This window comes from Bacillus sp. SIMBA_031 (assembly GCF_046535225.1).
GTDB lineage: Bacteria > Bacillota > Bacilli > Bacillales > Bacillaceae > Bacillus > Bacillus velezensis.
In genome coordinates this window covers 130,215-151,997 of sequence record NZ_JAWRXC010000006.1, presented here as the reverse complement: position 1 = coordinate 151,997, position 21,783 = coordinate 130,215, and the positions used below count along the sequence as shown (strand labels likewise).

General features: G+C 47.5%; 23 protein-coding genes. 18 read left to right on the top strand and 5 right to left on the bottom strand.

Annotated features, from left to right (window positions below; translation table 11 throughout):
* Positions 1 to 35 precede the first annotated feature (35 nt).
* A complete protein-coding gene (locus SB724_RS15795) occupies positions 36 to 1,319 on the top strand; it encodes an ATP-binding protein (RefSeq protein WP_342019007.1) in 1,284 nt (427 codons plus the stop codon).
* A 47-nt stretch (positions 1,320 to 1,366) separates the two neighbouring features.
* Positions 1,367 to 1,753 carry a kinase-associated lipoprotein KapB gene (gene kapB / locus SB724_RS15790; RefSeq protein WP_015240473.1) on the top strand — a complete coding sequence of 129 codons (387 nt, stop codon included), beginning with the start codon at positions 1,367 to 1,369 and terminating at the stop codon, positions 1,751 to 1,753.
* Between the two features lie 24 nt (positions 1,754 to 1,777).
* On the opposite strand, the gene kapD is transcribed toward kapB, so the two are convergent.
* Positions 1,778 to 2,395 (bottom strand): 3'-5' exonuclease KapD, encoded by a 618-nt coding sequence (gene kapD / locus SB724_RS15785; RefSeq protein WP_003152084.1) that lies wholly within the window; start codon positions 2,393 to 2,395, stop codon positions 1,778 to 1,780.
* 151 nt (positions 2,396 to 2,546) lie between these two features.
* Here kapD and SB724_RS15780 point away from each other — a divergent pair, with 151 nt between their 5' ends.
* The 3 genes from SB724_RS15780 to SB724_RS15770 all read left to right on the top strand — a co-directional run bounded on the left by SB724_RS15780 (position 2,547) and on the right by SB724_RS15770 (position 6,190).
* Positions 2,547 to 3,791 (top strand): multidrug efflux MFS transporter, encoded by a 1,245-nt coding sequence (locus SB724_RS15780; protein WP_076983608.1) that lies wholly within the window; start codon positions 2,547 to 2,549, stop codon positions 3,789 to 3,791.
* Between the two features lie 89 nt (positions 3,792 to 3,880).
* A complete protein-coding gene (locus SB724_RS15775; RefSeq protein WP_410571844.1) occupies positions 3,881 to 5,755 on the top strand; it encodes a transglycosylase domain-containing protein in 1,875 nt (624 codons plus the stop codon).
* Positions 5,756 to 5,776: 21 nt separating this feature from the next.
* Positions 5,777 to 6,190, top strand: a complete 414-nt coding sequence (locus tag SB724_RS15770) for a thiol-disulfide oxidoreductase DCC family protein (RefSeq protein WP_014305710.1) — start codon at positions 5,777 to 5,779, stop codon at positions 6,188 to 6,190.
* A 14-nt stretch (positions 6,191 to 6,204) separates the two neighbouring features.
* On the opposite strand, the gene SB724_RS15765 is transcribed toward SB724_RS15770, so the two are convergent.
* Positions 6,205 to 6,762, bottom strand: a complete 558-nt coding sequence (locus SB724_RS15765) for a YufK family protein (RefSeq protein ID WP_007408662.1) — start codon at positions 6,760 to 6,762, stop codon at positions 6,205 to 6,207.
* Between the two features lie 174 nt (positions 6,763 to 6,936).
* On the opposite strand from SB724_RS15765, the gene malK reads away from it, so the two are divergent.
* The 6 genes from malK to nupQ all read left to right on the top strand — a co-directional run bounded on the left by malK (position 6,937) and on the right by nupQ (position 14,388).
* On the top strand, positions 6,937 to 8,538 hold the full coding sequence (gene malK / locus SB724_RS15760; RefSeq protein WP_029326022.1) for a malate sensor histidine kinase MalK: 1,602 nt from the start codon (positions 6,937 to 6,939) through the stop codon (positions 8,536 to 8,538).
* A complete protein-coding gene (locus SB724_RS15755; RefSeq protein ID WP_029326021.1) occupies positions 8,531 to 9,238 on the top strand; it encodes a response regulator in 708 nt (235 codons plus the stop codon). Before malK ends, SB724_RS15755 begins: the two co-directional genes overlap by 8 nt.
* Positions 9,239 to 9,639: 401 nt before the next feature.
* Complete coding sequence (locus tag SB724_RS15750; RefSeq protein ID WP_007408665.1) at positions 9,640 to 10,713, top strand: BMP family lipoprotein; 1,074 nt, start codon at positions 9,640 to 9,642, stop codon at positions 10,711 to 10,713.
* 143 nt (positions 10,714 to 10,856) lie between these two features.
* Positions 10,857 to 12,389, top strand: coding sequence for an ABC transporter ATP-binding protein (locus tag SB724_RS15745; RefSeq protein ID WP_410571841.1), 1,533 nt, complete (start codon positions 10,857 to 10,859; stop codon positions 12,387 to 12,389).
* Positions 12,382 to 13,428 (top strand): ABC transporter permease, encoded by a 1,047-nt coding sequence (locus SB724_RS15740; protein WP_012118308.1) that lies wholly within the window; start codon positions 12,382 to 12,384, stop codon positions 13,426 to 13,428. Before SB724_RS15745 ends, SB724_RS15740 begins: the two co-directional genes overlap by 8 nt.
* The gene (gene nupQ, locus SB724_RS15735) at positions 13,429 to 14,388 is read left to right on the top strand and encodes a guanosine ABC transporter permease NupQ (protein ID WP_003152071.1); all 960 of its coding nucleotides are present in this window, start codon (positions 13,429 to 13,431) and stop codon (positions 14,386 to 14,388) included.
* 44 nt (positions 14,389 to 14,432) lie between these two features.
* On the opposite strand, the gene SB724_RS15730 is transcribed toward nupQ, so the two are convergent.
* The gene (locus SB724_RS15730) at positions 14,433 to 14,651 is read right to left on the bottom strand and encodes a hypothetical protein (protein WP_285979805.1); all 219 of its coding nucleotides are present in this window, start codon (positions 14,649 to 14,651) and stop codon (positions 14,433 to 14,435) included.
* Between the two features lie 243 nt (positions 14,652 to 14,894).
* On the opposite strand from SB724_RS15730, the gene SB724_RS15725 reads away from it, so the two are divergent.
* From SB724_RS15725 to mnhG, 7 genes are read left to right on the top strand one after another with little or no spacing between them, the layout of a single operon-like run.
* A complete protein-coding gene (locus tag SB724_RS15725) occupies positions 14,895 to 17,297 on the top strand; it encodes a Na+/H+ antiporter subunit A (RefSeq protein WP_410571838.1) in 2,403 nt (800 codons plus the stop codon).
* Positions 17,294 to 17,725: a Na(+)/H(+) antiporter subunit B gene (locus SB724_RS15720; protein ID WP_007613424.1), complete on the top strand. Its 432-nt coding sequence runs from the start codon at positions 17,294 to 17,296 to the stop codon at positions 17,723 to 17,725. The genes SB724_RS15725 and SB724_RS15720 overlap by 4 nt, the downstream gene beginning before the upstream one ends.
* On the top strand, positions 17,725 to 18,066 hold the full coding sequence (locus SB724_RS15715; RefSeq protein WP_032876807.1) for a Na(+)/H(+) antiporter subunit C: 342 nt from the start codon (positions 17,725 to 17,727) through the stop codon (positions 18,064 to 18,066). The genes SB724_RS15720 and SB724_RS15715 overlap by 1 nt, the downstream gene beginning before the upstream one ends.
* The gene (locus tag SB724_RS15710; protein ID WP_038459658.1) at positions 18,059 to 19,540 is read left to right on the top strand and encodes a Na+/H+ antiporter subunit D; all 1,482 of its coding nucleotides are present in this window, start codon (positions 18,059 to 18,061) and stop codon (positions 19,538 to 19,540) included. Before SB724_RS15715 ends, SB724_RS15710 begins: the two co-directional genes overlap by 8 nt.
* A gap of 5 nt (positions 19,541 to 19,545) precedes the next feature.
* Positions 19,546 to 20,022, top strand: a complete 477-nt coding sequence (locus tag SB724_RS15705) for a Na+/H+ antiporter subunit E (RefSeq protein WP_007408672.1) — start codon at positions 19,546 to 19,548, stop codon at positions 20,020 to 20,022.
* Positions 20,022 to 20,306 (top strand): Na(+)/H(+) antiporter subunit F1, encoded by a 285-nt coding sequence (locus SB724_RS15700; protein ID WP_017419420.1) that lies wholly within the window; start codon positions 20,022 to 20,024, stop codon positions 20,304 to 20,306. Before SB724_RS15705 ends, SB724_RS15700 begins: the two co-directional genes overlap by 1 nt.
* Positions 20,290 to 20,664 carry a monovalent cation/H(+) antiporter subunit G gene (gene mnhG, locus SB724_RS15695; RefSeq protein ID WP_123117416.1) on the top strand — a complete coding sequence of 125 codons (375 nt, stop codon included), beginning with the start codon at positions 20,290 to 20,292 and terminating at the stop codon, positions 20,662 to 20,664. Before SB724_RS15700 ends, mnhG begins: the two co-directional genes overlap by 17 nt.
* Positions 20,665 to 20,703: 39 nt before the next feature.
* Here mnhG and SB724_RS15690 read toward each other — a convergent pair whose 3' ends face one another.
* Positions 20,704 to 21,087, bottom strand: a complete 384-nt coding sequence (locus tag SB724_RS15690) for a hotdog fold thioesterase (RefSeq protein ID WP_265973156.1) — start codon at positions 21,085 to 21,087, stop codon at positions 20,704 to 20,706.
* 21 nt (positions 21,088 to 21,108) lie between these two features.
* The gene (gene comA / locus SB724_RS15685; protein ID WP_003152052.1) at positions 21,109 to 21,753 is read right to left on the bottom strand and encodes a two-component system response regulator ComA; all 645 of its coding nucleotides are present in this window, start codon (positions 21,751 to 21,753) and stop codon (positions 21,109 to 21,111) included.
* Between the last annotated feature and the right edge of the window lie 30 nt (positions 21,754 to 21,783).

Here is a 21,783-nt window from a genome sequence, read left to right as displayed (position 1 = left end):
AGATTCATATTTACATAGGAAAGGATTTCGCATAAATGGAGATTGTAAAGGATTACCTGCTTCACTTCTCTTTTATTCTATTCCCTATTTTTCTTTATCAAGTCTTCTGGCTCAGCAAGCCTGATTTGCTTGTGCCGAGAGCGAACCGCCTGCTGGTCGCCGTATTTGCAGCGTCATCTTCCTTATTATGTACGGCTTTTCCCATCCAGGAGCTTCATTCCGTCCGTTACGGTTTGCAGTTGATTCCCATTATCGTCTGCCTGCTTTATTCCGGTACCGCCGCAGGACTTGCCGCAGGGGCGGCATCCGTTTTTTTTCAACTCATATGGTTTGAACCTTCCGCTCTTTTTTTCTTATCCTTAATTCCTTTTTTAATCATCATCCCTATCCAGCTCCAAACGAAATGGCCTTTTTTTTCAAAGCGGAAGAAACTGCTTTTCGCTCTTCTCATCGGCTGCACTGAAACCGCCTTATTAACCGCATCTGTCTTCATCTATTCCGCGACCAATATTTTCAATTTTCAAAATCCATCTTCCGTTTATTATGAGGCGGCAGTATCTGTTTTTTTTCAAGTCAGCGCCCTTTTGCTGTGCATTTATTTGATTGAGATCATCGATGAGAATGCATCCATGCGGACAAGGCTGATTCACTCAGAAAAAATGGCCGTCGTCAGTGAGCTTGCGGCAAGCGTCGCCCATGAAGTCCGCAATCCGCTTACGGTCGTCAGAGGTTTTGTGCAGCTGCTGTTCAGCGGCGAGCAGCTTCAGGACAAATCCCACTCCGGATATCAGAAACTTGTGCTGTCCGAACTCGACCGGGCTCAGACGATCATTACGAATTATCTCGATATGGCGAAGCAGGATGACTATGAAAAAGAAAAGTTTGATATTTCTCTGCTCGTAAAGGAAACAGGTTCCTTAATGGAGTCTTATGCCCATTTTAAATCGGTGACCGTGACTGTTCAAAGCGAGCCTGATTTATATGTGTTCGGCGATGTAAAAAAACTGAAACAGGCCTTCATTAATCTGATTAAAAACAGTATTGAAGCCGTGCCCTCTGAAAACGGCCGAATCGAGGTCTCCGTCCAAAAACAGGAAGAGATGATTCTCATTCAGATTACGGATAACGGAATCGGCATGTCCGATGAAGAACTGCAGAAACTCGGCAAACCGTATTATACGCTGAAAACGAACGGCACCGGGCTCGGGCTTACCGTGACATTCTCGATTATTCAGCATCATGAAGGCTCCGTCTATTTCACCAGCGGCGAGCACTCGGGCACAACGGCCTCAGTCAGGCTTCCGGCAGCTGTTCACTAGCCAACCGCGTTGATCTTTTATAGAATAACTAGAGAGAGGTGAACGCTATGAATACGTTTGAAATCGGCACAATCGTAAAAGGGTTTTATAAAACAGGAGCATACATAGGGGAAGTGACAGACGTCAGGCCCAATCACTATTTAGTGAAAATTAAAGCCGTTCTGACGCATCCCGCTCAAGGAGACCTCCATCATCCGAAGCAGGCGGATGTTCCGTTTTTTCATGAAAGAAGAGCGCTTGCATTCGGGGAACAGACAAACATACCGCATCAGATGGTCAAACCGTTTGATGGCGAGGTGCCTGATTATACGGCTTCCTTACAAGCGGCGTCTGCCCGGCTGAAAGATCAGCTTACAGCGGACGGCTCAGAATGGGCGGAACGTTCGCTCGACAACTTGGCCGCGTTAGAGCGTGACTATTTTAAAAGAACTTGACCCAGTCGGCATGATTGGGTTTTTTTATGTGGCCCGGCGAAACAGTTCAGTCAGATCGACGCGATCACCGATCGTCGGAGGTTTCGGTTTTTCAAGATATTGTTTATCCCGCTCGACAAGCTTGAATAATTTGTATGTCGTCCGCGCATCATCCAGCGCTTTATGATGGGTGCCCGTCCCTTTATCGCCATACTCTTCTGCCGCTTTCCAAAGGCCGGTCAATGTTCTGTCGCCGAAGAAGTTTTTGTATTCAAGGGACAGATCCCTAAGTTCTCCTTTGAACGGAAAAGGGATGTGGTTAAACATGCAATTTTGCTTTAACACTTTCATATCCATATTGCCCCAGGTGACGATCGTGCAGTTTTTATCAGGATCAAGCTCATTTAATTTGCGGATGAATTCATTAAACGTGATTCCGCCGTCCACGTCTTTTTGGGTGATGTTCAGAAAGGTTTTGCATCGTTTCGTCAGCTTCGGAAATTTTTTCGGTTTGATATAACTCGAAAACGTTTCAGTCACTTCATCATTCACCGTCTTGACAATTCCCGCTTCAATAATTTCGGGAAAGAAATTTTGCGGGCTGTATTTTCCGTCAGGCATTGTAAATTCAAAATCAATAATGAGCAGACTGCGCTGATCCACTTTTTTTACACCTGCCTTTCCTCCGATCAAAAATGATATTTTATGATAGTATATCAGTTTCCCCTCTGAAACTTTCTTCATTTTCTAAAAATAATGAATTTTCCTATATCCGCATCGAAAATACAAATACCGGATTCATTCCTATATACTTATGATTAGACACACGAAAAGTAAAGAAGGTGATGTTATTTCTGTCCGTAAGAAGAACTTCGTCGTCATTTGGATTACAAATTTCTTTATTTCCGCCAGCATGACCATGATTGTTCCGTTTCTTTCGTTATATATCGAAACGATCAGCCCCCATTCGGGCGGGTATGTGCAGAGATGGAGCGGGTATGTGTTCGGCGTCACGTTTTTAATGGCGTTTGTGATTTCCCCGTTTTGGGGCAGATTCGGCGATAAGCGCGGCTACAAAAAAATTCTCTTGATTACAGGAACCGGCATTGCCGTCAGCATTTTATTGATGGGGTTTGTGACATCCGTTTATCAGCTGTTTGTCCTGCGGCTGCTTATGGGTCTAGTAACAGGCTTTGTTCCGACATCGCTTGCCATGATTTCGGCGCAGACGCCGAAAGAGACTGCCGGGAAAACGCTCGGCACCCTGCAGATGGGTCAGGTGTCAGGCACTTTATTCGGACCGATGCTGGGCGGGCTGCTCGCTGACAGCTTCGGGTTTACGTACACATTTTTTATTACGTCTTTTGTCATTTTCGCTTCTGTGCTTCTCGTTTTATTTCAGGTGAATGAGCAGCCGCTCGGCGAGAAACAAAATAAGCGGAAAACCTACTCCAGAAAACAGGTGCTCTCTTATATTTTTCACCAGCCCGCGCTTTGGGCGATGATGGTGCTTACTATGATCGTGCAGACCGGCAATTTCAGTATTCAGCCGCTGCTCGCTTTATATGTCAATGAGCTGCACGGACCTGTTAATTTAGCTTTTTTCTCCGGAATGGCGTTTTCAGCGACCGGACTCGGAAGCTTATTGCTTGCCCGGAAATGGGGGGACTTCGGCGACCGCTTCGGCCACAGCCGGATCTTAATCGTGCTTTTGATTGCCTCAGCGGTGTTTTTCATTCCGCAGGCGCTCGCCTCCTCCCTCTCCATTCTGTTAGTCTTCAGATTTCTGTTCGGCATGGTCATGGGCGGCACGCTCCCCTGCATTACGGCCGCGATCCGCGTCAGGGCGCCGGGCAGCATCCAGGGAGAGGTGCTCGGCTATAACGTCAGCTTTCGTTTTCTCGGAAATGTGCTCGGCCCTCTGCTCGGAGGTGCGGTCTCAAGCGGTTTTTCCATTTCGGCTGTTTTCTACGTCACCGCCTTTCTCTTTTTAATAGGCGCGGGGCTTTTATGGATGGCGGGACATCTGCAAAAGGATACAGCGTCAAATGCGGGCTGACCGGCAGCGATCACGATTTCTTCTAAATTTAACCTTCTCGTATTCTTAAAAGAATGATACGATATGGCTAGAAATCAGGAGAAAAGAGAGTGACCATGGTACGTAAAATAATCGGATGGATTTTGCTGCTCGGCATTATCCCGTTGTGTGCATTTACAGTTATTGCTTCCGGCAAAGAGGTAAAACAAATCAAGCCTTTTGATCAGGTGCTCGATAAACATATTGATTTAAAAGCGATCAACCTGGTTCAAAACAGTTACATGTATGACAGGGACGGAAGCCTTGTTTCTGAGATTGTCAGCGATCATGAGAACCGCGTGATCGTGCCCTTTAATAAAATACCGAATGAGGTAAAACAACTGTTTTTAACCTCTGAAGACCGTCATTTTTATGAGCATAAAGGGTTTGACTTTATGGGGATGGTCAGGGCGGCCGCCTCCAATTTCAAAGATCATAAAATTGACCAGGGCGCCAGCACCATCACCCAGCAGCTGGCAAGGAATGTGTATTTAAGCCATGAACGCACCTTCAGCCGAAAACTGACGGAGCTGGCCTATTCCTATCAGCTTGAGAAAAAATACAGCAAAGATGAGATTTTAGAAGGCTACTTAAATACGATTTATTTTAATAACGGCGTATACGGTGTCGGTTCGGCGGCACAATTTTATTTCAGCAAGCCGCTGAAATCTCTCACTTTGGGAGAGATGGCCTTTATCTGCGCCATCCCTAATAACCCTACATTATATGATCCTCTCAAGCATTTTGATTATACGAAAAAACGACAAGTCAGATTGCTTAACGGATTAAAAAAAGCAGGCGTTATATCCGGGAAACAGCTGAAAAAAGCCGAAAAGGAAAAGATCAAGCTTGATATAAACGAAAAAACAAATAAATATCCTGACTATGTTTCCTATGTAAATGATGAATTCACACAGCTTGTTTCATCATCTGAAGGCTATGACAAACGTCTTGAAAAAGCTTCCGGAAAGGCGAAACAAAAAATACAGAGTGAGCTTTCAGACAGAGTCAGCACATTGTTAAAAGACGGCGTGAAGATTTATACGGCGCTGAATCCGTATATGCAAAACCAGGTCGTCGCCCAAGTGAATCAAAATCTGCCGTATGCAGGCGTCCAGGGCGGAGCGGCCGTGATTAATCATCAGACACATCAGATTATCGCGCTTTCAGGCGGGAAAGATTATCATAAATATGATTTCAACCGCGCCTATCAAGCATACAGACAGCCCGGTTCTTCCATTAAGCCGCTGCTTGATTACGGACCTTACATTGAAAAGACCGGCGCAACGCCACACAGCAAGATTGACGCAAGCAAATTCTGCAGTGCGGATTACTGCCCGCAGAACTACAATAACCGCACGTACGGTACGGTCACGCTGGAAACAGCGTTTAAATACTCGTACAACACACCGGCCATCAGAATCATGGACCGCGTCGGCGTCAATAAGGCGTTCAGCTACCTTGAACCGTTTCATTTCGCGAAGCTGGTCAGCGCGGATTACCGTCTGCCTGCGGCGCTTGGCGGTTTTACAAACGGCATGACACCGCTTGAAATGACCAATGCGTACACCACGTTCGGCAACAACGGCATTTATACGCCGAGTCACGCGATTACAAAAGTGACTGATTTAAAAGGAAAAACGATATTAAAATGGAAAGATGAGCCGACGCAGGTATTCAGCGTGCGGACTAACATGCAGATCAAAGAAATGATGAAAGCCGTCGTCAAAAGCGGTACAGGAAAAAAAGCGAACTTTAAAGCTCCGTACGTCGGCGGAAAATCAGGAACGTCAAATGACTATCACGATATGTGGTTTGTCGGTCTGACGGACGCTTATACGATGGGGGTATGGGTCGGCAAGGATACACCGTCAAGCGTCGAATATCTTCATGACGCAAGCCCTCAGCTTTCGATCTGGAAAAACACGCTGCAGGCAGCTTATTAAAGATAACGGAGGGGATCCGCTTTGAAACCAGCTCAGCTTCCGGACCGCGTACTTTTGTTTGACGGCGTCTGCAACTTATGCAGCGGCGCCGTTCAATTCATCATTAAACGCGATCCGGCCGGCAAAATCTCATTTGCTTCATTGCAATCAGATACCGCCCGGGAGCTTTTGGCATCAGAAGGACTTCCGACAGAACAATTTGACAGCATGATTTTTATCGAGAACGGGCGGATATACAAAAAATCCGCAGCCGTGTTAAAGGTTTCCCGTCATCTCCGCGGAGCCTGGCGGCTGTCAGCGGTTTTTTTCGCAGTGCCCCGCCCCCTCAGGGACAGAGCCTATTCTTTCATCGCCCGGCGCCGTTACAAATGGTTCGGAAAAAGGGAAGCATGCATGCTCCCCTCCCCTGAGATCAAAAATAGATTTCTGTCTTAACAAAAATGGCTAGCTTACACAGGTAAGCTAGCCATTATGCTATTATAAAGCTTGATAAAGATGTACAAAATACCGATAACAAAAGTAAACCAAAACAGAATCTCAAGCAATATAAAACCGATCAGTGAAACGATAGAGAGTGTCGAATAGATTCTGTACACCATGAAAATCAAATAAACGAGCGTAACAACAGCAAATAACGCCGCAATCCAAAAACCATTCTGCACGAGCGCAAAGGAAAGAATTCCTCCGCCTACATAAATTAAAGAACCTAATCTGATTTTTTTCAGATTGTCCCCCTCAGGGTCATTTGTGAAAAACAAAAGAGACAGCTCTGTCACTGTGTTTGCAATCAGCTTCAAAGCCGAAAAAAGCATAAAATACACAAGGGCGAACGCTGCAAAAAGCGCCAGTCTGATCCCTTTCTCAGAGAAATAATCCAGCATCCCCTGATACATGCCGAGCGTCTGAAGTATCTTCATGACATAAAGCGAGGTAGAAATGGATAATGACGAACTAAAAAGCAGAATCGCAACGAGCGGAAAATAACCCGTCCAATAAGTATTTTTCATATAAAAAGTCCCTTTCTGTAATCTACCTCACTTATTATGGAGGACTTAAAACACATTGACAAGATAAAAAATTCCATTTTTCCTCACTTTTACGAAATAAGGGCCTGATCTTCACAAACCGGCTTTTTCGGAGTAAAGTAGAACGCGGGAATGATAAACGTAAGGAAGGCTGTTATGAAAAAAACATTAAAATTGCAAACCCGATTAACGATATTCGTCTGTATTGTCGTCCTTATCGCACTTTGTATCACCTTTTTCACGATCAGCGTCCAAACAGCAGACCGCGTGAAAGAAGAAGAACGGACAACCGCGCTGCGCACCGCAAAGCTGGTCGCGGAAACACCGAGTGTCGCGCAGGCATTGCAAACAAGAAAAGGGCTGAAAGAGCTCCGGGATTATACATTAGACGTCCAGCATACGACAGGAACCGAATTTGTCGTGGTGATGGATATGAACAGCATCCGCCTCACCCACCCCGACGCAAATAAAATCGGGAAGAAATTCACCGGCGGAGACGAACAGCCGGCGATGCACGGGCATATCAAAACGAGCACATCAGCGGGAACTCTCGGAAAATCCATGAGAGCCTTCGTACCGATCTATGGAAAAGATAAAAAACAAGTGGGCGTCGTTTCGGTCGGAATTTCGCTTAACAAAATACAGGATGTCGTCAGCCACAGTTTGAGACCGCTTTATTTCATCATCTGCGTAAGTATTTTTGTCGGCGTCATCGGAGCCGTCATTGTCGCCCGCACCGTCAAAAACATTATGTACGGTCTTGAGCCTTATGAAATCGCCACCCTCCTGGAAGAGCGGAGCGCCATGCTCGAATCAACGAAGGAAGGCATTCTGGCGGTTGACGCGCGGGGAAAAATAAAACTCGCCAATGCAGAGGCGAAACGGCTTTTTATTAAAATGGGTATTCCGACTAATCCGGTCGATCAAGATGTGAACGATATTCTCCCGAAAAGCCGGCTGAAACAGGTGATTGAAACGAAAAAACCGCTTCAGGACAGGGATATCCGCATTAACGGACTTGAGCTGGTCTTTAATGAGGTTCCGATCCATCTGAAAGGACAAACCGTCGGAGCGATCGCCACGTTCAGGGACAAAACGGAGGTCAAACATTTAGCAGAACAGCTGTCCGGTGTTAAAATGTATGCAAACGCATTAAGAGCCCAGTCTCATGAATTCATGAATAAGCTTCATGTCATTTTAGGGCTTGTCCAGTTAAAAGAATACGATGATCTCGGCACTTACATTAAAGACATTGCCATTCAGCAGAAGACGGAAACAAGCGAGATTATAAGTGATGTCAAAAGTCCGGTTCTCGCAGGGTTTCTTCTAGGAAAACAAAGCTACATACGCGAACAGGGTGCTGATCTGGACATTCAGCTCGGCAGCCTGATCCCGAATGCGGCGGATCCGGCCGTCATCCATGAGCTCATTACGATTATCGGAAACCTGTTAAACAACGCGCTCGACGCAGTGGCGCAGATGCCGAAAAAAAATATTACGTGCTCGATGCGGTTTCAGGATCGCCAGCTTGATATAGAGATTACGGACACGGGAGCCGGAATGTCTGCGGCAGACCAAGCCCGTATTTTTGAACAAGGTTATTCCACGAAAGGGACAAACCGGGGGTTCGGCCTCTATTTCACCCAGCAGGCAACAGAAAATTTAAAAGGCCATATGATTGTGACAAGTGAAAAGAATGAAGGAACGACTTTCAGTCTTCGCATTCCGTATGAACCGAAGGAGGAAAATGATGATTAATGTACTCATAGTTGAAGACGACCCCATGGTGGGTGAATTAAATAAGCGCTATCTCAGCCAGATTGAAGGATTTCAGCTGAAAGGGATCGCATCATCCTTTCAAAGCGCGCTGCACGTGCTGAGCGAGCATCATATCGATCTCATCCTTCTTGACATTTACATGCCGGGAAAAAACGGGCTTGAGCTTTTAACGGAAATCCGCAAACAAAACGAATCGGTTGATGTCATCGTCATTTCGGCCGCAAGCGAGCTGGACGTCATCAAAAAAACGCTTCGGTACGGCGCCGTCGATTATTTAATCAAACCATTTGAATTTGACCGCTTTCAAACCGCTCTTTCCGACTACAGACGCAAGCAGAAAGTTTATCAATCACACAGAAGCATGACACAGAAAGAATTGGATGCCGAGCTTTTTCAAAAGAAAGAAGCGGCGGAAAAGGTTCACCTTCCGAAGGGATTGACAAAGAGCACGCTTAAACTCATCTGGGCGAGCATTGAGTCTTTCGGCGACAGTTCTTTTACTACGGAAGATCTCGCCAAGCATACTGAAATCTCGCAAGTCTCCATCCGGAAGTACCTTAAATTTCTGGAAGACATTCAAGTGCTGAATGTAGAGATGGCGTACGGCACAATCGGAAGGCCCGTCTTTCAATACCATATCAACACAGGCAATGTCAGCAGCATCAAACAATATTTATAATGTCAAAAAGCGCCGTTCCGCTGTGAATGGTGCTTTTTTACTGTCATATCCCGTGACAAAAGGCTTGAGATTCCTTTTTGATATGCTATATAAGGATAATGACCCGGCTGATCCTCCTCTGTTTTAACCAGATGAGGAAGCCGATTCATAAAATTGATATTTTTTTAAAAATAAGCAAATTTCTATTTATTTATGGCGGGTAAAATGATAAATTATGATTGGTTAGCAGATCTTTTCAGATAAGTCATAAGTCCCGAACTCGGAAGAGACAGCCGCTCAAGGCGGGAAAAAGAGAGACGTCTCATCACTATTATCAGAAAGTTTTTTCGATTCTGCATCCGGTACGGGGACTCAAGTCTGAATTGAACGGCACAGCCATATTTTACAGGGGGGTTATATCTTTGAAAAAACGCAAAATCGGAATGGCGATGGCGCTCATCGCGGCGGCCGGAACCATATTAAGCGCATGCGGTTCAAGTGACAAAGCAAACGGCTCCGGCAGCAAAAACTTTACCGTCGGCATGGTAACGGATATCGGCGGTGTCGATGACAAATCATTTAACCAGTCCGCCTGGGAAGGCATCCAGGCATTCGGAAAAGACAACGGGCTTACAAAAGGCAAAAGCGGTTTTGACTATCTTCAATCAAAATCAGATGCAGATTATACAACGAACTTAAATAAATTAGCGCGGGAACACTTTGACCTGATTTACGGCGTCGGGTATCTGATGCAGGATTCCATTAGCGAAATCGCCGATCAGCGCAAAGACACAAATTTTGCGATCATTGACGCCGTTGTCAAAAAAGACAACGTGGCGAGCCTTACATTTAAGGAACAGGAAGGTTCATTCCTCGTGGGAGCGGCCGCTGCGCTATCGAGCAAAACGGGAAAAGTCGGATTCGTGGGCGGAATGGAGTCTGAATTGATCAAAAAATTCGAAATCGGCTTCCGCGCGGGTGTACAAGCCGCAAATCCGAAAGCGACCGTCGAAGTGAAATATGCGGGCGGATTTGACAAAGCCGATGTCGGCAAGGCGACGGCTGAAAGTATGTACAAATCAGGCGTTGACGTCATTTATCACGCGGCCGGCGCAACGGGAACGGGCGTCTTCACAGAAGCGAAAAATCTGAAAAAAGAAGATCCGAAGCGGAACGTATGGGTTATCGGTGTTGATAAAGACCAGTACGCGGAAGGTCAAGTCAAAGGCACAAAAGACAATGTCACTCTCACATCAATGGTCAAAAAAGTGGATACAGCCGTAGAGGACTTAACGAAAAAAGCAAGTGACGGGAAATTCCCGGGCGGCAAAACATTAACATACGGTTTGGCGCAAGATGCAGTCGGCATCTCGGATCACAAGGAGAACCTTTCTGACGATGTCATCAAAGCAACAGACGATTGGAAGAAGAAAATCGCGGACGGACTCGAGATCCCTTCAACTGAAAAAGAATTGAAATCCTTCAAGGCTGAGTAAGAACCAGGGGATAAGGAGACTTCCGTGCTTATCCCCTCTCTTTTTTGAAAAGAGCGGTGAAGGAAAAGCTGCATCTCTTGCAGCTTTTCTTTTGCCAAGCTCTTTCTCATCAAAGTATCTCTGAAAAGGAGCGACAAAAATCGGTGGATTATATCATTGAAATGCTGAATATACGCAAGGAATTTCCCGGAATCGTCGCCAATGATGACGTCACGCTTCAAGTAAAAAAAGGCGAAATACACGCCCTTCTCGGTGAAAACGGCGCCGGAAAATCGACACTCATGAACGTTTTATTCGGTCTGTATCAGCCGGAAAAAGGCGAGATCCGGGTGCGGGGCGAACGCGTTCACATCAACAGCCCGAACAAAGCCAACGATCTCGGCATCGGGATGGTGCACCAGCATTTTATGCTTGTGGACACCTTTACCGTCTCAGAAAATATCATTCTCGGAAAAGAGCCGAAAACATTCGGCCGAATTGACAGACAGCGCGCCGACCGGGACGTGCGCGATATTTCCGACCGTTACGGCCTGCACATTGATCCTGAAGCCAAAGTTGCCGATATTTCCGTCGGTATGCAGCAGCGGGCGGAAATATTAAAGACCCTCTACCGGGGCGCCGACATTCTCATTTTTGACGAGCCGACCGCGGTGCTGACCCCGCACGAAATTCAAGAACTGATTCAGATTATGAAAAATCTTGTCAATGAAGGAAAATCAATCATCCTCATCACCCACAAATTAAAAGAGATTATGGAAGTCTGCGACCGTGTCACCATCATCCGGAAAGGAAAAGGCATTACAACACTCGATGTCGCACATACGGATCAAGATGAACTGGCAAGCCTTATGGTCGGACGCGAAGTGTCATTCAAGACGGATAAACAAGCGGCCGATCCGAAACAAGAAGTGCTTTCACTTTCTGATGTAACGGTTAAAGACGCGCGCGGCGTTGAGGCGGTCAAACAGCTCTCCCTCTCAGTCAGAGCCGGTGAAATCGTCGGCATTGCGGGCGTTGACGGAAACGGCCAGTCTGAATTAATTGAAGCCATTACAGGTCTCAGAAAAACGAATGCCGGCACGATCACGTTAAACGGCAAACAGCTGCAAAACATGCCGCCGCGGAAAGTCACTGAAGCCGGCATCGGGCATATTCCGCAGGACAGGCATAAACACGGGCTCGTCCTTGATTTTCCGATCGGAGAAAATATCGTGCTGCAAAGTTATTACCAAAAGCCCTACTCTTCTTTCGGCATATTAAATAAACACACGATTTATGACAAAGCGCGAAACCTGATTAAAGAATACGATGTCAGAACACCTGATGAATATACGCCTGCGCGCGCTCTCTCCGGAGGGAATCAGCAAAAGGCCATTATCGGCCGGGAAGTGGACAGAAATCCGGATCTTTTAATTGCGGCCCAGCCGACGCGGGGACTCGATGTCGGCGCGATTGAATTCGTCCATAAAAAGATCATTGAGCAGCGTGACGCCGGTAAAGCGGTGCTTCTGTTATCTTTTGAACTTGATGAAATAATGAATCTCAGCGATCGCATCGCCGTCATCTTTGAAGGCAGCATCATCGCAAACGTCAATCCGCTTGAAACAAACGAGCAGGAGCTCGGGCTTTTAATGGCGGGAAGTAAGCAAATGGAGGCGGGGAAAACACATGATTAATCGACTTTCTCATCTGGCTGTGCCGCTGATTGCGATCATCCTTGGATTAGCTGCGGGTGCGGTCATCATGCTCGCCAGCGGCTACAATGTCGTAAGCGGGTATTCGGCTCTTTGGAGCGGCATTTTCGGTGAAGTGTATTACATCGGGGAATCGATCCGGCAGATTACGCCATATATTTTGTCCGGATTGGCCGTGGCATTCGCATTTCGGACCGGCCTGTTTAATATCGGGGTTGAAGGACAGCTCCTTGTCGGCTGGACCGCTGCGGTGTGGGTCGGCGCTTCCTTTGACGCCCCCGCTTACATCCACCTTCCGCTTTCGTTATTGGCGGCTGCGGCTGCGGGCGGCATTTGGGGCCTGATTCCCGGATTTTTAAAAGCCCGTTTTTTTGTCCACGAAGTGATTGTCACGATCATGATGAATTATATCGCTCTTCATTTAACCAATTATCTCATTTCCGATGTCATGACGGACCACCGGGACAAAACAGACAAAATTCATGAAAGCGCGTCGCTCCGCTCGCCGTTTTTAGAGCAGCTGACAGATTACTCCCGCCTTCACTGGGGCATTCTGATCGCTCTGTTTGCGGCAGTCCTCATGTGGTTTATTATTCATAAAACAAAAAGCGGATTTGAATTCCGGGCTGTCGGCTTTAACCAGCACGCCGCGCAATACGCCGGAATGAGCGTCAGAAAAAATATGATGTACGCCATGATGATTTCCGGCGCCTTCGCAGGGCTTGCCGGCGCGATGGAAGGACTCGGAACCTTTCAATACGCGGCGGTTAAGGGCGCCTTTACCGGCGTCGGCTTCGATGGCATTGCGGTTGCGCTTCTCGGCGGCAGCACGGCAATCGGCGTTGTTTTGGCGGCATGTCTTCTCGGCGGCCTTAAAGTCGGAGCATTAAATATGCCGATTGAATCCGGCGTGCCTTCTGAAGTCGTTGACATCGTCATTGCCATTATTATTTTGTTTGTGGCATCAAGCTACGCCATCCGTCTCATCCTTGATAAATTGAAGAAAAAGGGGGCGAAGTAAGTGGACTTCCTGCAGATTTTATCCATTATTGTCCCGGCAACACTCGTATATGCGGCTCCGCTTATTTTAACTGCTCTCGGCGGTGTGTTTTCTGAAAGATCTGGAGTTGTCAACATCGGTCTTGAAGGACTGATGATTATCGGCGCCTTTACAAGCGTCATGTTCAACTTATTTTTCGGACGCGAGCTTGGCGCCGCCGCTCCGTGGCTCGCCTTGGCTGCGGCTATGATTGCCGGCGGACTGTTCTCACTGATCCACGCGGCCGCCGCGGTTTCTTTCCGCGCCGATCAGACGGTAACCGGTGTGGCGATCAATATGCTCGCGTTAGGAGCGACACTGTTTATCGTCAAGCTGATCTACGGAAAGGCCCAGACTGATAAAATCCCGGAGCCCTTTTACAAAACGAACATTCCCGGGTTAAGCGATATTCCGGTTTTAGGAAAGATTTTCTTTTCCGACGTATATTATACGTCGATTTTAGCCATCGTACTGGCCTTTGTTTCCTGGTTTATTTTATTCAAAACGCCGTTCGGCCTCCGCATCCGTTCTGTCGGGGAACATCCGATGGCGGCCGATACGATGGGAATCAACGTGTTCGGCATGCGCTATATCGGCGTCATGATCAGCGGACTGTTCGGCGGGCTCGGCGGCGGTGTGTATGCTTCCACGATCGCGCTTGATTTCACGCACTCCACCATTTCCGGGCAAGGCTTTATCGCTCTCGCCGCGCTGGTTTTCGGCAAATGGCATCCGATCGGCGCGCTCGGGGCTGCGCTGTTCTTCGGATTTGCGCAGAGTTTGAGCATTATCGGCTCGCTTTTGCCCCTGTTCAAAGACATTCCGAATGTATACATGCTGATGGCTCCTTACATTCTGACCATTCTCGCGCTTGCCGGCTTCATCGGCCGCGCGGATGCGCCTAAGGCCAACGGCATCCCTTACATTAAAGGAAAACGCTGATTGCCACAAAAAAAGAGTTCCGCACCCCGGTGCCGGAACTCTTTTCATCTATATACGATTCTGATATACTCACGCGGCTGAAACGGTGTTTGCATTGATTCAGCCGCACTCAGCTTATCTTCCGCGTATTCCGCACCGAGAAAAAAACGCTCCCAATCATCTGCCTCCGTCTGCTGCCTCCCTTTGCAGAAATCTTCCGCTATGAATGTTCCTGCGATAATAGAACAAAATATTCCAATACAGGCCGCCGCCTTTCTCTTCATCTGATCAGCTCCTTTTTTAAAAGCTTGATCTGAAAGATAAATGTATATACAAAGATCCGGATATTTGATAAATTTATTTTAGGTTCAAAAGACCACAAAATCACAGAAAGGAATACATTATGCCGTAGCAGGGTAAAAAAAAGTGCGATATAATTTGTACTGGGTCCTATGACCGTGAATTGATGGATTCACTCTTACATAAAGCAGTTGCTTGATGAAAAAACAAGCAAAGGAGGTCTTCTGTTGCAGCTGTTACATTTCGCGATTTTGGCGCCTTTTTTATTTGCCTTTATCGTTCCCTTTCTTTATAAACGGGTAAAACAAGTCCATACAGGCTGGTTTGTGCTGATAGTGCCCGTTGTGCTGTTTGTTTACTTTATCAGCAAGCTCCCTGTCACAATGGCTGGGGAAACCGTCCGGTATGCGGCCGAATGGATTCCGTCCCTCGGTATTAACTATACCGTTTATATTGACGGACTCGGGCTGTTATTCGCTTTATTGATTACGGGCATCGGCTCTTTGGTGACGCTTTACAGTATTTTTTACTTATCGAAGGACAAAGAAAAGCTCGGCCCCTTTTATGTGTACCTGCTGATGTTTATGGGCGCGATGCTCGGCGTTGTGCTCGTCGATAACGTTATCGTGCTTTATATGTTCTGGGAGCTGACAAGCCTGTCATCCTTCTTATTAATCGGGTATTGGCATAAGCGGAAGAAATCACGCTATGGTGCGGAAAAGTCACTGCTGATTACCGTCGGCGGCGGACTGTGCATGCTCGGCGGCTTTATCCTGCTGTATCTGATGACGGATTCTTTCAGTATCAGGGAAATGGTCAACCAGGTGCATATTATCGCAGGCCATCCGTTCTTTATTCCGGCGATGGTTCTCCTGTTATTGGGAGCCTTTACGAAATCAGCGCAATTTCCGTTTTATATCTGGCTGCCTGATGCCATGGAGGCGCCGACTCCTGTCAGCGCCTATCTGCACTCGGCTACAATGGTGAAAGCGGGCATTTATGTGATTGCCAGATTCAGTCCGGTTTTTGCATTTTCACCCGTCTGGTTTTGGACGGTTGCCTCAGTCGGTCTGATCACGATGGTATGGGCTTCCTTCAATGCGATTAAACAAACCGATTTAAAAGCGATTCTGGCATTTTCCACAGTCAGTCAGCTCGGTATGATTGTATCGATGCTCGGCGCAGGAGCCGCCGCGCTTCATTACCAGCATTCAGAATATTTTACGGCGGCTGTCACCGCGGCTGTGTTTCACTTAATTAACCATGCTACTTTTAAAGGAAGTTTATTTATGGCGGTTGGCATTATCGACCATGAAACGGGAACACGGGACATCCGCAGGCTCGGCGGCCTGATGGCGCTTATGCCGGTAACGTTCACCGTTTCACTGATCGGAACGTTTTCCATGGCCGGCCTCCCTCCGTTTAACGGCTTTTTAAGTAAAGAAATGTTCTTTACAAGTATGCTGCGGATTGCTCATGCAGATATTTTCAGCCTGGATACGTGGGGCGTGCTGTTCCCCGTTCTCGCATGGATCGGGAGCGTCTTCACTTTCATCTACAGCATGAAGCTGTTTTTCAGAACGTTCAGCGGCGCGCGCAAACCTGATCAGCTTGAAAAGACGCCGCATGAAGCACCGCTCGGCATGCTGATTTCGCCGGTCATCCTTGCCGCTTGCGCCGTCAGTCTGTTTTTTGCACCAAACGTTTTGTCTTACAGCCTGATTGAACCGGCGATGAACTCCATTTATCCGGCTCTGTTAACCGGCGGAGATACATTCCATGTTCATATTTCCCAGTGGCACGGGGTGACGGCTGAGGTAATGATGACCCTCGGCATCATCATTGTCGGCACGATCGGTTACGTAACGCTGTCTAAATGGGAGCGGCTGTACGGTCTGTTTCCGAAAAAACTGACGCTGAACCGGCTCTACGATGCGGTGAGGGGCAGTATGGAAAAAAGGTCTTACCAGCTGACGTCATCTTATATGACCGGATTTTTGCGGGATTATCTGCTGTATATTTTTGCGGCGTTTATCATTCTTATCGGAACGGCGTTCGTGATGAAAGGCGGCTTTTCCATGACATCGAAAGGAATGGCTGAAATCGGCCTGTATGAAATCGTGCTGTCCCTCGTTATGGTGAGCGCAACGATTGCGACTGTGTTCGCCAAATCGCGGCTGACGGCCATTATCTCACTCGGTGTTGTCGGGTACACACTCGCGCTGTTTTTCGTGATTTTCAGAGCGCCCGATCTGGCGCTCACACAGCTCGTCATTGAGACGATATCCGTCGCCTTGTTTCTTCTTTGTTTTTACCATCTGCCGAAAATGCGGCGGAAAAAGAAGACAAGAACATTCCGGATGACGAATTTTATCATTTCTCTCGGTGTCGGCGTCATCGTGACAATGCTCGGAATCGCGTCTTCCAGCGAAAAAACAAAAGACAGCATCTCCTCCTTTTTCACCGCTTACAGCCATAAGCTCGGGGGAGGAAACAATATCGTCAACGTCATCCTCGTTGATTTCAGGGGATTTGATACGATGTTTGAAATCACGGTGCTGTCGATTGCCGCACTCGGGATTTACGGCATGATCAGAACGAAAGTAAAAGAGGAGGGAGAAGAGCGTTGAGACAGCAAAAAACAAACGACATCATCCTTCAGACGGCAACGAAGCTTGTATCTTTTATCATTCTGCTTTTCTCTTTCTATTTATTTTTATCGGGGCATAACGCTCCCGGCGGAGGATTTGTCGGCGGGCTGATTACGTCTTCGGCCATCGTGCTGTTGCTTTTGGCCTTTGATTTAAAAACCGTCAAATCGATTTTGCCCGTCAATTTTATTTATGTGGCGGGCGCGGGTCTGCTTATCGCGATTGCAACGGGTGCAGGTTCGTTCTTATTCGGAGCACCCTTTCTCACCCATACATTCGGCCATTTTCATCTCCCTGTGCTTGGGAATACGGAGCTTGCGACGGCCACTTTGTTTGATTTGGGTGTATATCTCGTTGTTGTCGGCGTGACGATGACCATTATTCAAACGATTGGAGAGGAAGAATAATGGAAATCTTAATGTCTGTCATTGCCGGTATTTTGTTTATGGCGGCAACCTACCTGCTGCTTTCTAAAAGTCTGCTGCGCGTGATTATCGGCACCGCGCTTTTAAGCCACGGCGTCCATTTGCTGCTTCTGACCATGGGCGGACTGAAAAAAGGCGCTCCTCCCATACTGGGCGGAAAAAGCACGTCGTTTGTCGATCCGCTGCCGCAGGCACTCATACTGACGGCGATTGTTATTTCGTTCGGCGTCACGTCCTTCCTGCTTGTGATGGCGTTTCGCGCCTATCAGGAACTGAAAACGGACGAAATGGATCGAATGAGGGGAAATGATCAACATGAATAACTTTGTGATATTGCCTATCCTGGTGCCGCTGCTTGCCGCAGTGCTGCTGATTTTTATGAACAGGCGCGTGATGCTGATGCGGATATTCAGCACTGCCGCTTCCTGTGTCTCCATCGTCATCAGCGCCGCTCTCGTTCAGACGGTTTTCACACACGGGATTCAGACGCTGACACTCGGCGGATGGAAAGCGCCGTACGGCATTGTGCTCGCCGCGGATCAGCTTGCCGCACTGCTTGTTTTGACAACCGCCATAATCGGGCTGCTCGTCACCCTGTACTCCTTCCGCTCCATCGGAGAAAAAAGGGAGCGCGCTTTCTATTATTCAGGAGTGCAGTTTCTTCTGGCCGGCGTAAGCGGAGCGTTTTTGACGGGTGACCTGTTCAACATGTACGTCTTTTTTGAGCTTCTGCTTATCGCGTCCTACATGCTGATCGTGCTTGGCGGAACGAAAATTCAATTAAGAGAATCATTGAAGTATATCGTGTTTAACATTGTGTCATCCGCGTTTTTTGTCATCGGTGTCGGTTACTTATACGCGGTGACGGGCACGCTGAATATGGCTGATCTAAGCGTAAAAATAAGCGAATCGGGCCAGACCGGGCTGATCACCGTCATCGGCGTCCTGTTTCTCGTCGTATTCGGTTTAAAGGGCGGGATATTCCCGCTGTATTTCTGGATGCCGGGCTCTTATTACGCCCCGCCGGCTGCGATTTCGGCTTTATTCGGGTCTCTTTTGACGAAAGTCGGCCTGTATGCCATTTTAAGAGTATTCACCCTGATCTTTATTCACGATACGGGCTTTACCCACCAATTGATGATGTGGCTTGCGATGCTGACGGTGCTATTCGGCGTAATCGGATCTATCGCCTTTTCGGATGTCATGAAAATCGTCATCTACAATATTATTACAGCCGTCGGCGTGATTTTGTTCGGCATTGCCATGAACACGCCGGCCTCCATTCAAGGAGCGGTTTATTACTTGATTCACGATATGCTGATTAAAGGAGCGCTGTTTATGCTTGCCGGCACGCTTATCGCATTGACAGGCACTGCCAGCCTGCATAAAATGGGCGGACTGATCACCCGTTATCCCGTTTTGGGATGGATGTTCTTTATCTCAGCCATATCTTTGGCCGGCATCCCGCCGTTCAGCGGATTTGTGGGCAAGCTGAAGATTGCGGAAGGCGGGTTCGATAAGGGGGAAACATTGTTTTCCGTATTGATTCTCTTATCAAGCCTGCTTGTGCTCTATTCGGTGCTGAAGGTTTTCACGACGGCTTTTTGGGGGGAAGAAAAAGAAATTCCGGGCGCAGGCGGACGGTCCGCAAAAGGACTTCTTTATCCGGCAGCCGCTTTTCTCCTTTTGTCGCTTCTGTTCGGGCTCGGAACCGAATGGGTTTCACCGTATGTCAATCAGACGGCTGAGAATCTGCTGAATCCGGAAAAATACATTGAAGCTGTTTTGAAGGAGTAGATGGCATGGCTTTTCAACTATTATTAAATGTTCTTCTCGCTGTTTGCTGGATGTTTCTCACAAACAGCCTCAGCGCGGCGGGTTTTATGACCGGATTTATCGCGGGCTTGGCGGCGCTGTTTTTTTTCCGGCGCTTCTTCTCACGGCCGTTTTACATTTGGAAAATATGGTCAGTCATCAAACTGGCGCTGATCTTTATAAAGGAATTATATTTGGCCAATGTCAGCGTGCTGAAAACCGTTATATCGCCGAAACTGAACATCCGCCCGGGCATTTTCGCGTTTAAGACGGAATTGACGGAGGATTGGGAGATCACGCTGCTCTCGCTGTTAATCACTTTAACACCGGGTACGCTCGTGATGGATATCTCCGATGACCGGTCGATTCTCTATATACACGCCATGGACATTGAAGATGCGGAGAAAGCGATCCATGACATCCGCGTTTCTTTTGAGAAAGCCATTCAGGAGGTGAGCCGCTGATGTTTACGTTTATTCTGCAATTATCACTCGGCATTATGGCGGTTTCGACTCTTCTGTACGTCATTCGCGTCATAAAAGGGCCTACGGTACCGGACCGGGTCGTCGCGCTTGATGGAATCGGCATTAATCTGATTGCCATGACCGCGCTTGTATCCATTCTCTTAAACACATCGGCCTTTTTGGACATCATTCTGCTGCTCGGCATTTTATCGTTTATCGGCACGATTGCCTTCGCTAAGTTTTTAGAGAAAGGAGAGATTATCGAAAATGATCGAAATCGTTAAATGGGCCGTCGCCGTTTGTATTCTGATGGGGGCGCTGATCTGCCTGGTCGCGTCTATCGGCACACTCAGGCTTCCTGATGTGTATACGCGCGCCCACGCCTCTTCAAAAGGCTCGACACTCGGCGTTAATTTGATATTGCTCGGGGTGTTAGGCTACTTGTGGATGCTGACCGGAGAAATTTCTGTAAAAATACTGCTCGGCATCATTTTTATCCTGCTGACGGCGCCGGTCGGAGCGCACCTCATATGCAGGGCCGCGTACAATTCGGGAGCGGCGCTTGATAAAAGAAGCGTTCAGGATGATTACAAAGGGATCAGAAACTTTGTGATCAAACGAAAAGAAGATTCATATTTGTAAAAACAAACAGCCGGACGATTCAGGGTTCCGGCTGTTTGTTTATTTTGTTATAACAGCCAGCGTGCAGCGGGAAACACAGATCAGCCTTTCCCTTTCATCGAAAATGTTAATCTCGTACACAATGGTTGCCCTGCCTGTGTGAACGGGTTTCGCAATCGCTGTGACCGTCCCGCCCTCTTTCACGGATTTTAAATGATTGGCATTAATCTCAAGCCCGACACACGCCTGTTTCGACCGGTCGATAAAATGCTGGGCCCCCACACTTGCAACAGTCTCCGCCAGCGCTGCTGACGCGCCCCCATGCAGATATCCGAAAGGCTGCACCGTCCTCTTATCCACCGGCATCACCGCCACGCATCTCTCCGGCGTGTTTTCAGTGATTTCAATACCGAGTGCGCCGAGCAATGTATTGTTCAGATCCATAGGTCATTCTCCCTTCAAGATTTATAGTACGTTATCTGACTTGGCGATCAGCACCGCTTCAGTGCGGGAGCCGACATTCAGCTTGTTAAAAATGGATGTCAGGCTGTATTCAATCGACCGCTTGCTTAAGTGAAGCGCATCTGCGATTTCCTGATTGGTCAAACCTTTTTCGACCTCTTGGAGAATATGGCGCTCTCTCGGGGTTAACCGATCCTGCTCACTTTGAGGGGAAGAAGACGTTTTTGTTTTTTGCTGGGTCATCAGCTGTTTGAAATAGGAGAAATCAACTAAAATCTGTCCGTTGAGCACGTGATATATGTATTGCATGATTTTCTCTTTAGATTCGGTTTTGCTGATGGCGCCATGCAGGCCCGCGCGGATGGATTCTTCAAAATAATCTTCAACCTCATAGCCTGTGTAGACAATGATTTTACAGAGAGGATTCTCTTTTAAGATTTTCTTGGAAAGCTCTATGCCGCTGATGTCATCACCCAGATTTAAATCCATTAATATGAGATCGTAAGCTGAAAAATCATGCCGGAGAACGAATTGTTCACTGGCATCAGGACTGAGGCAATCGACAGAAAGATTCGTGTCCGTTTCCAGAATCGTCTTGGTGCCCTCCATGACAGCCGGATGATCATCAATCACTAGTATCTTTTTCATGGTTTCCTCCCTTTTACTCACTCATTTCCA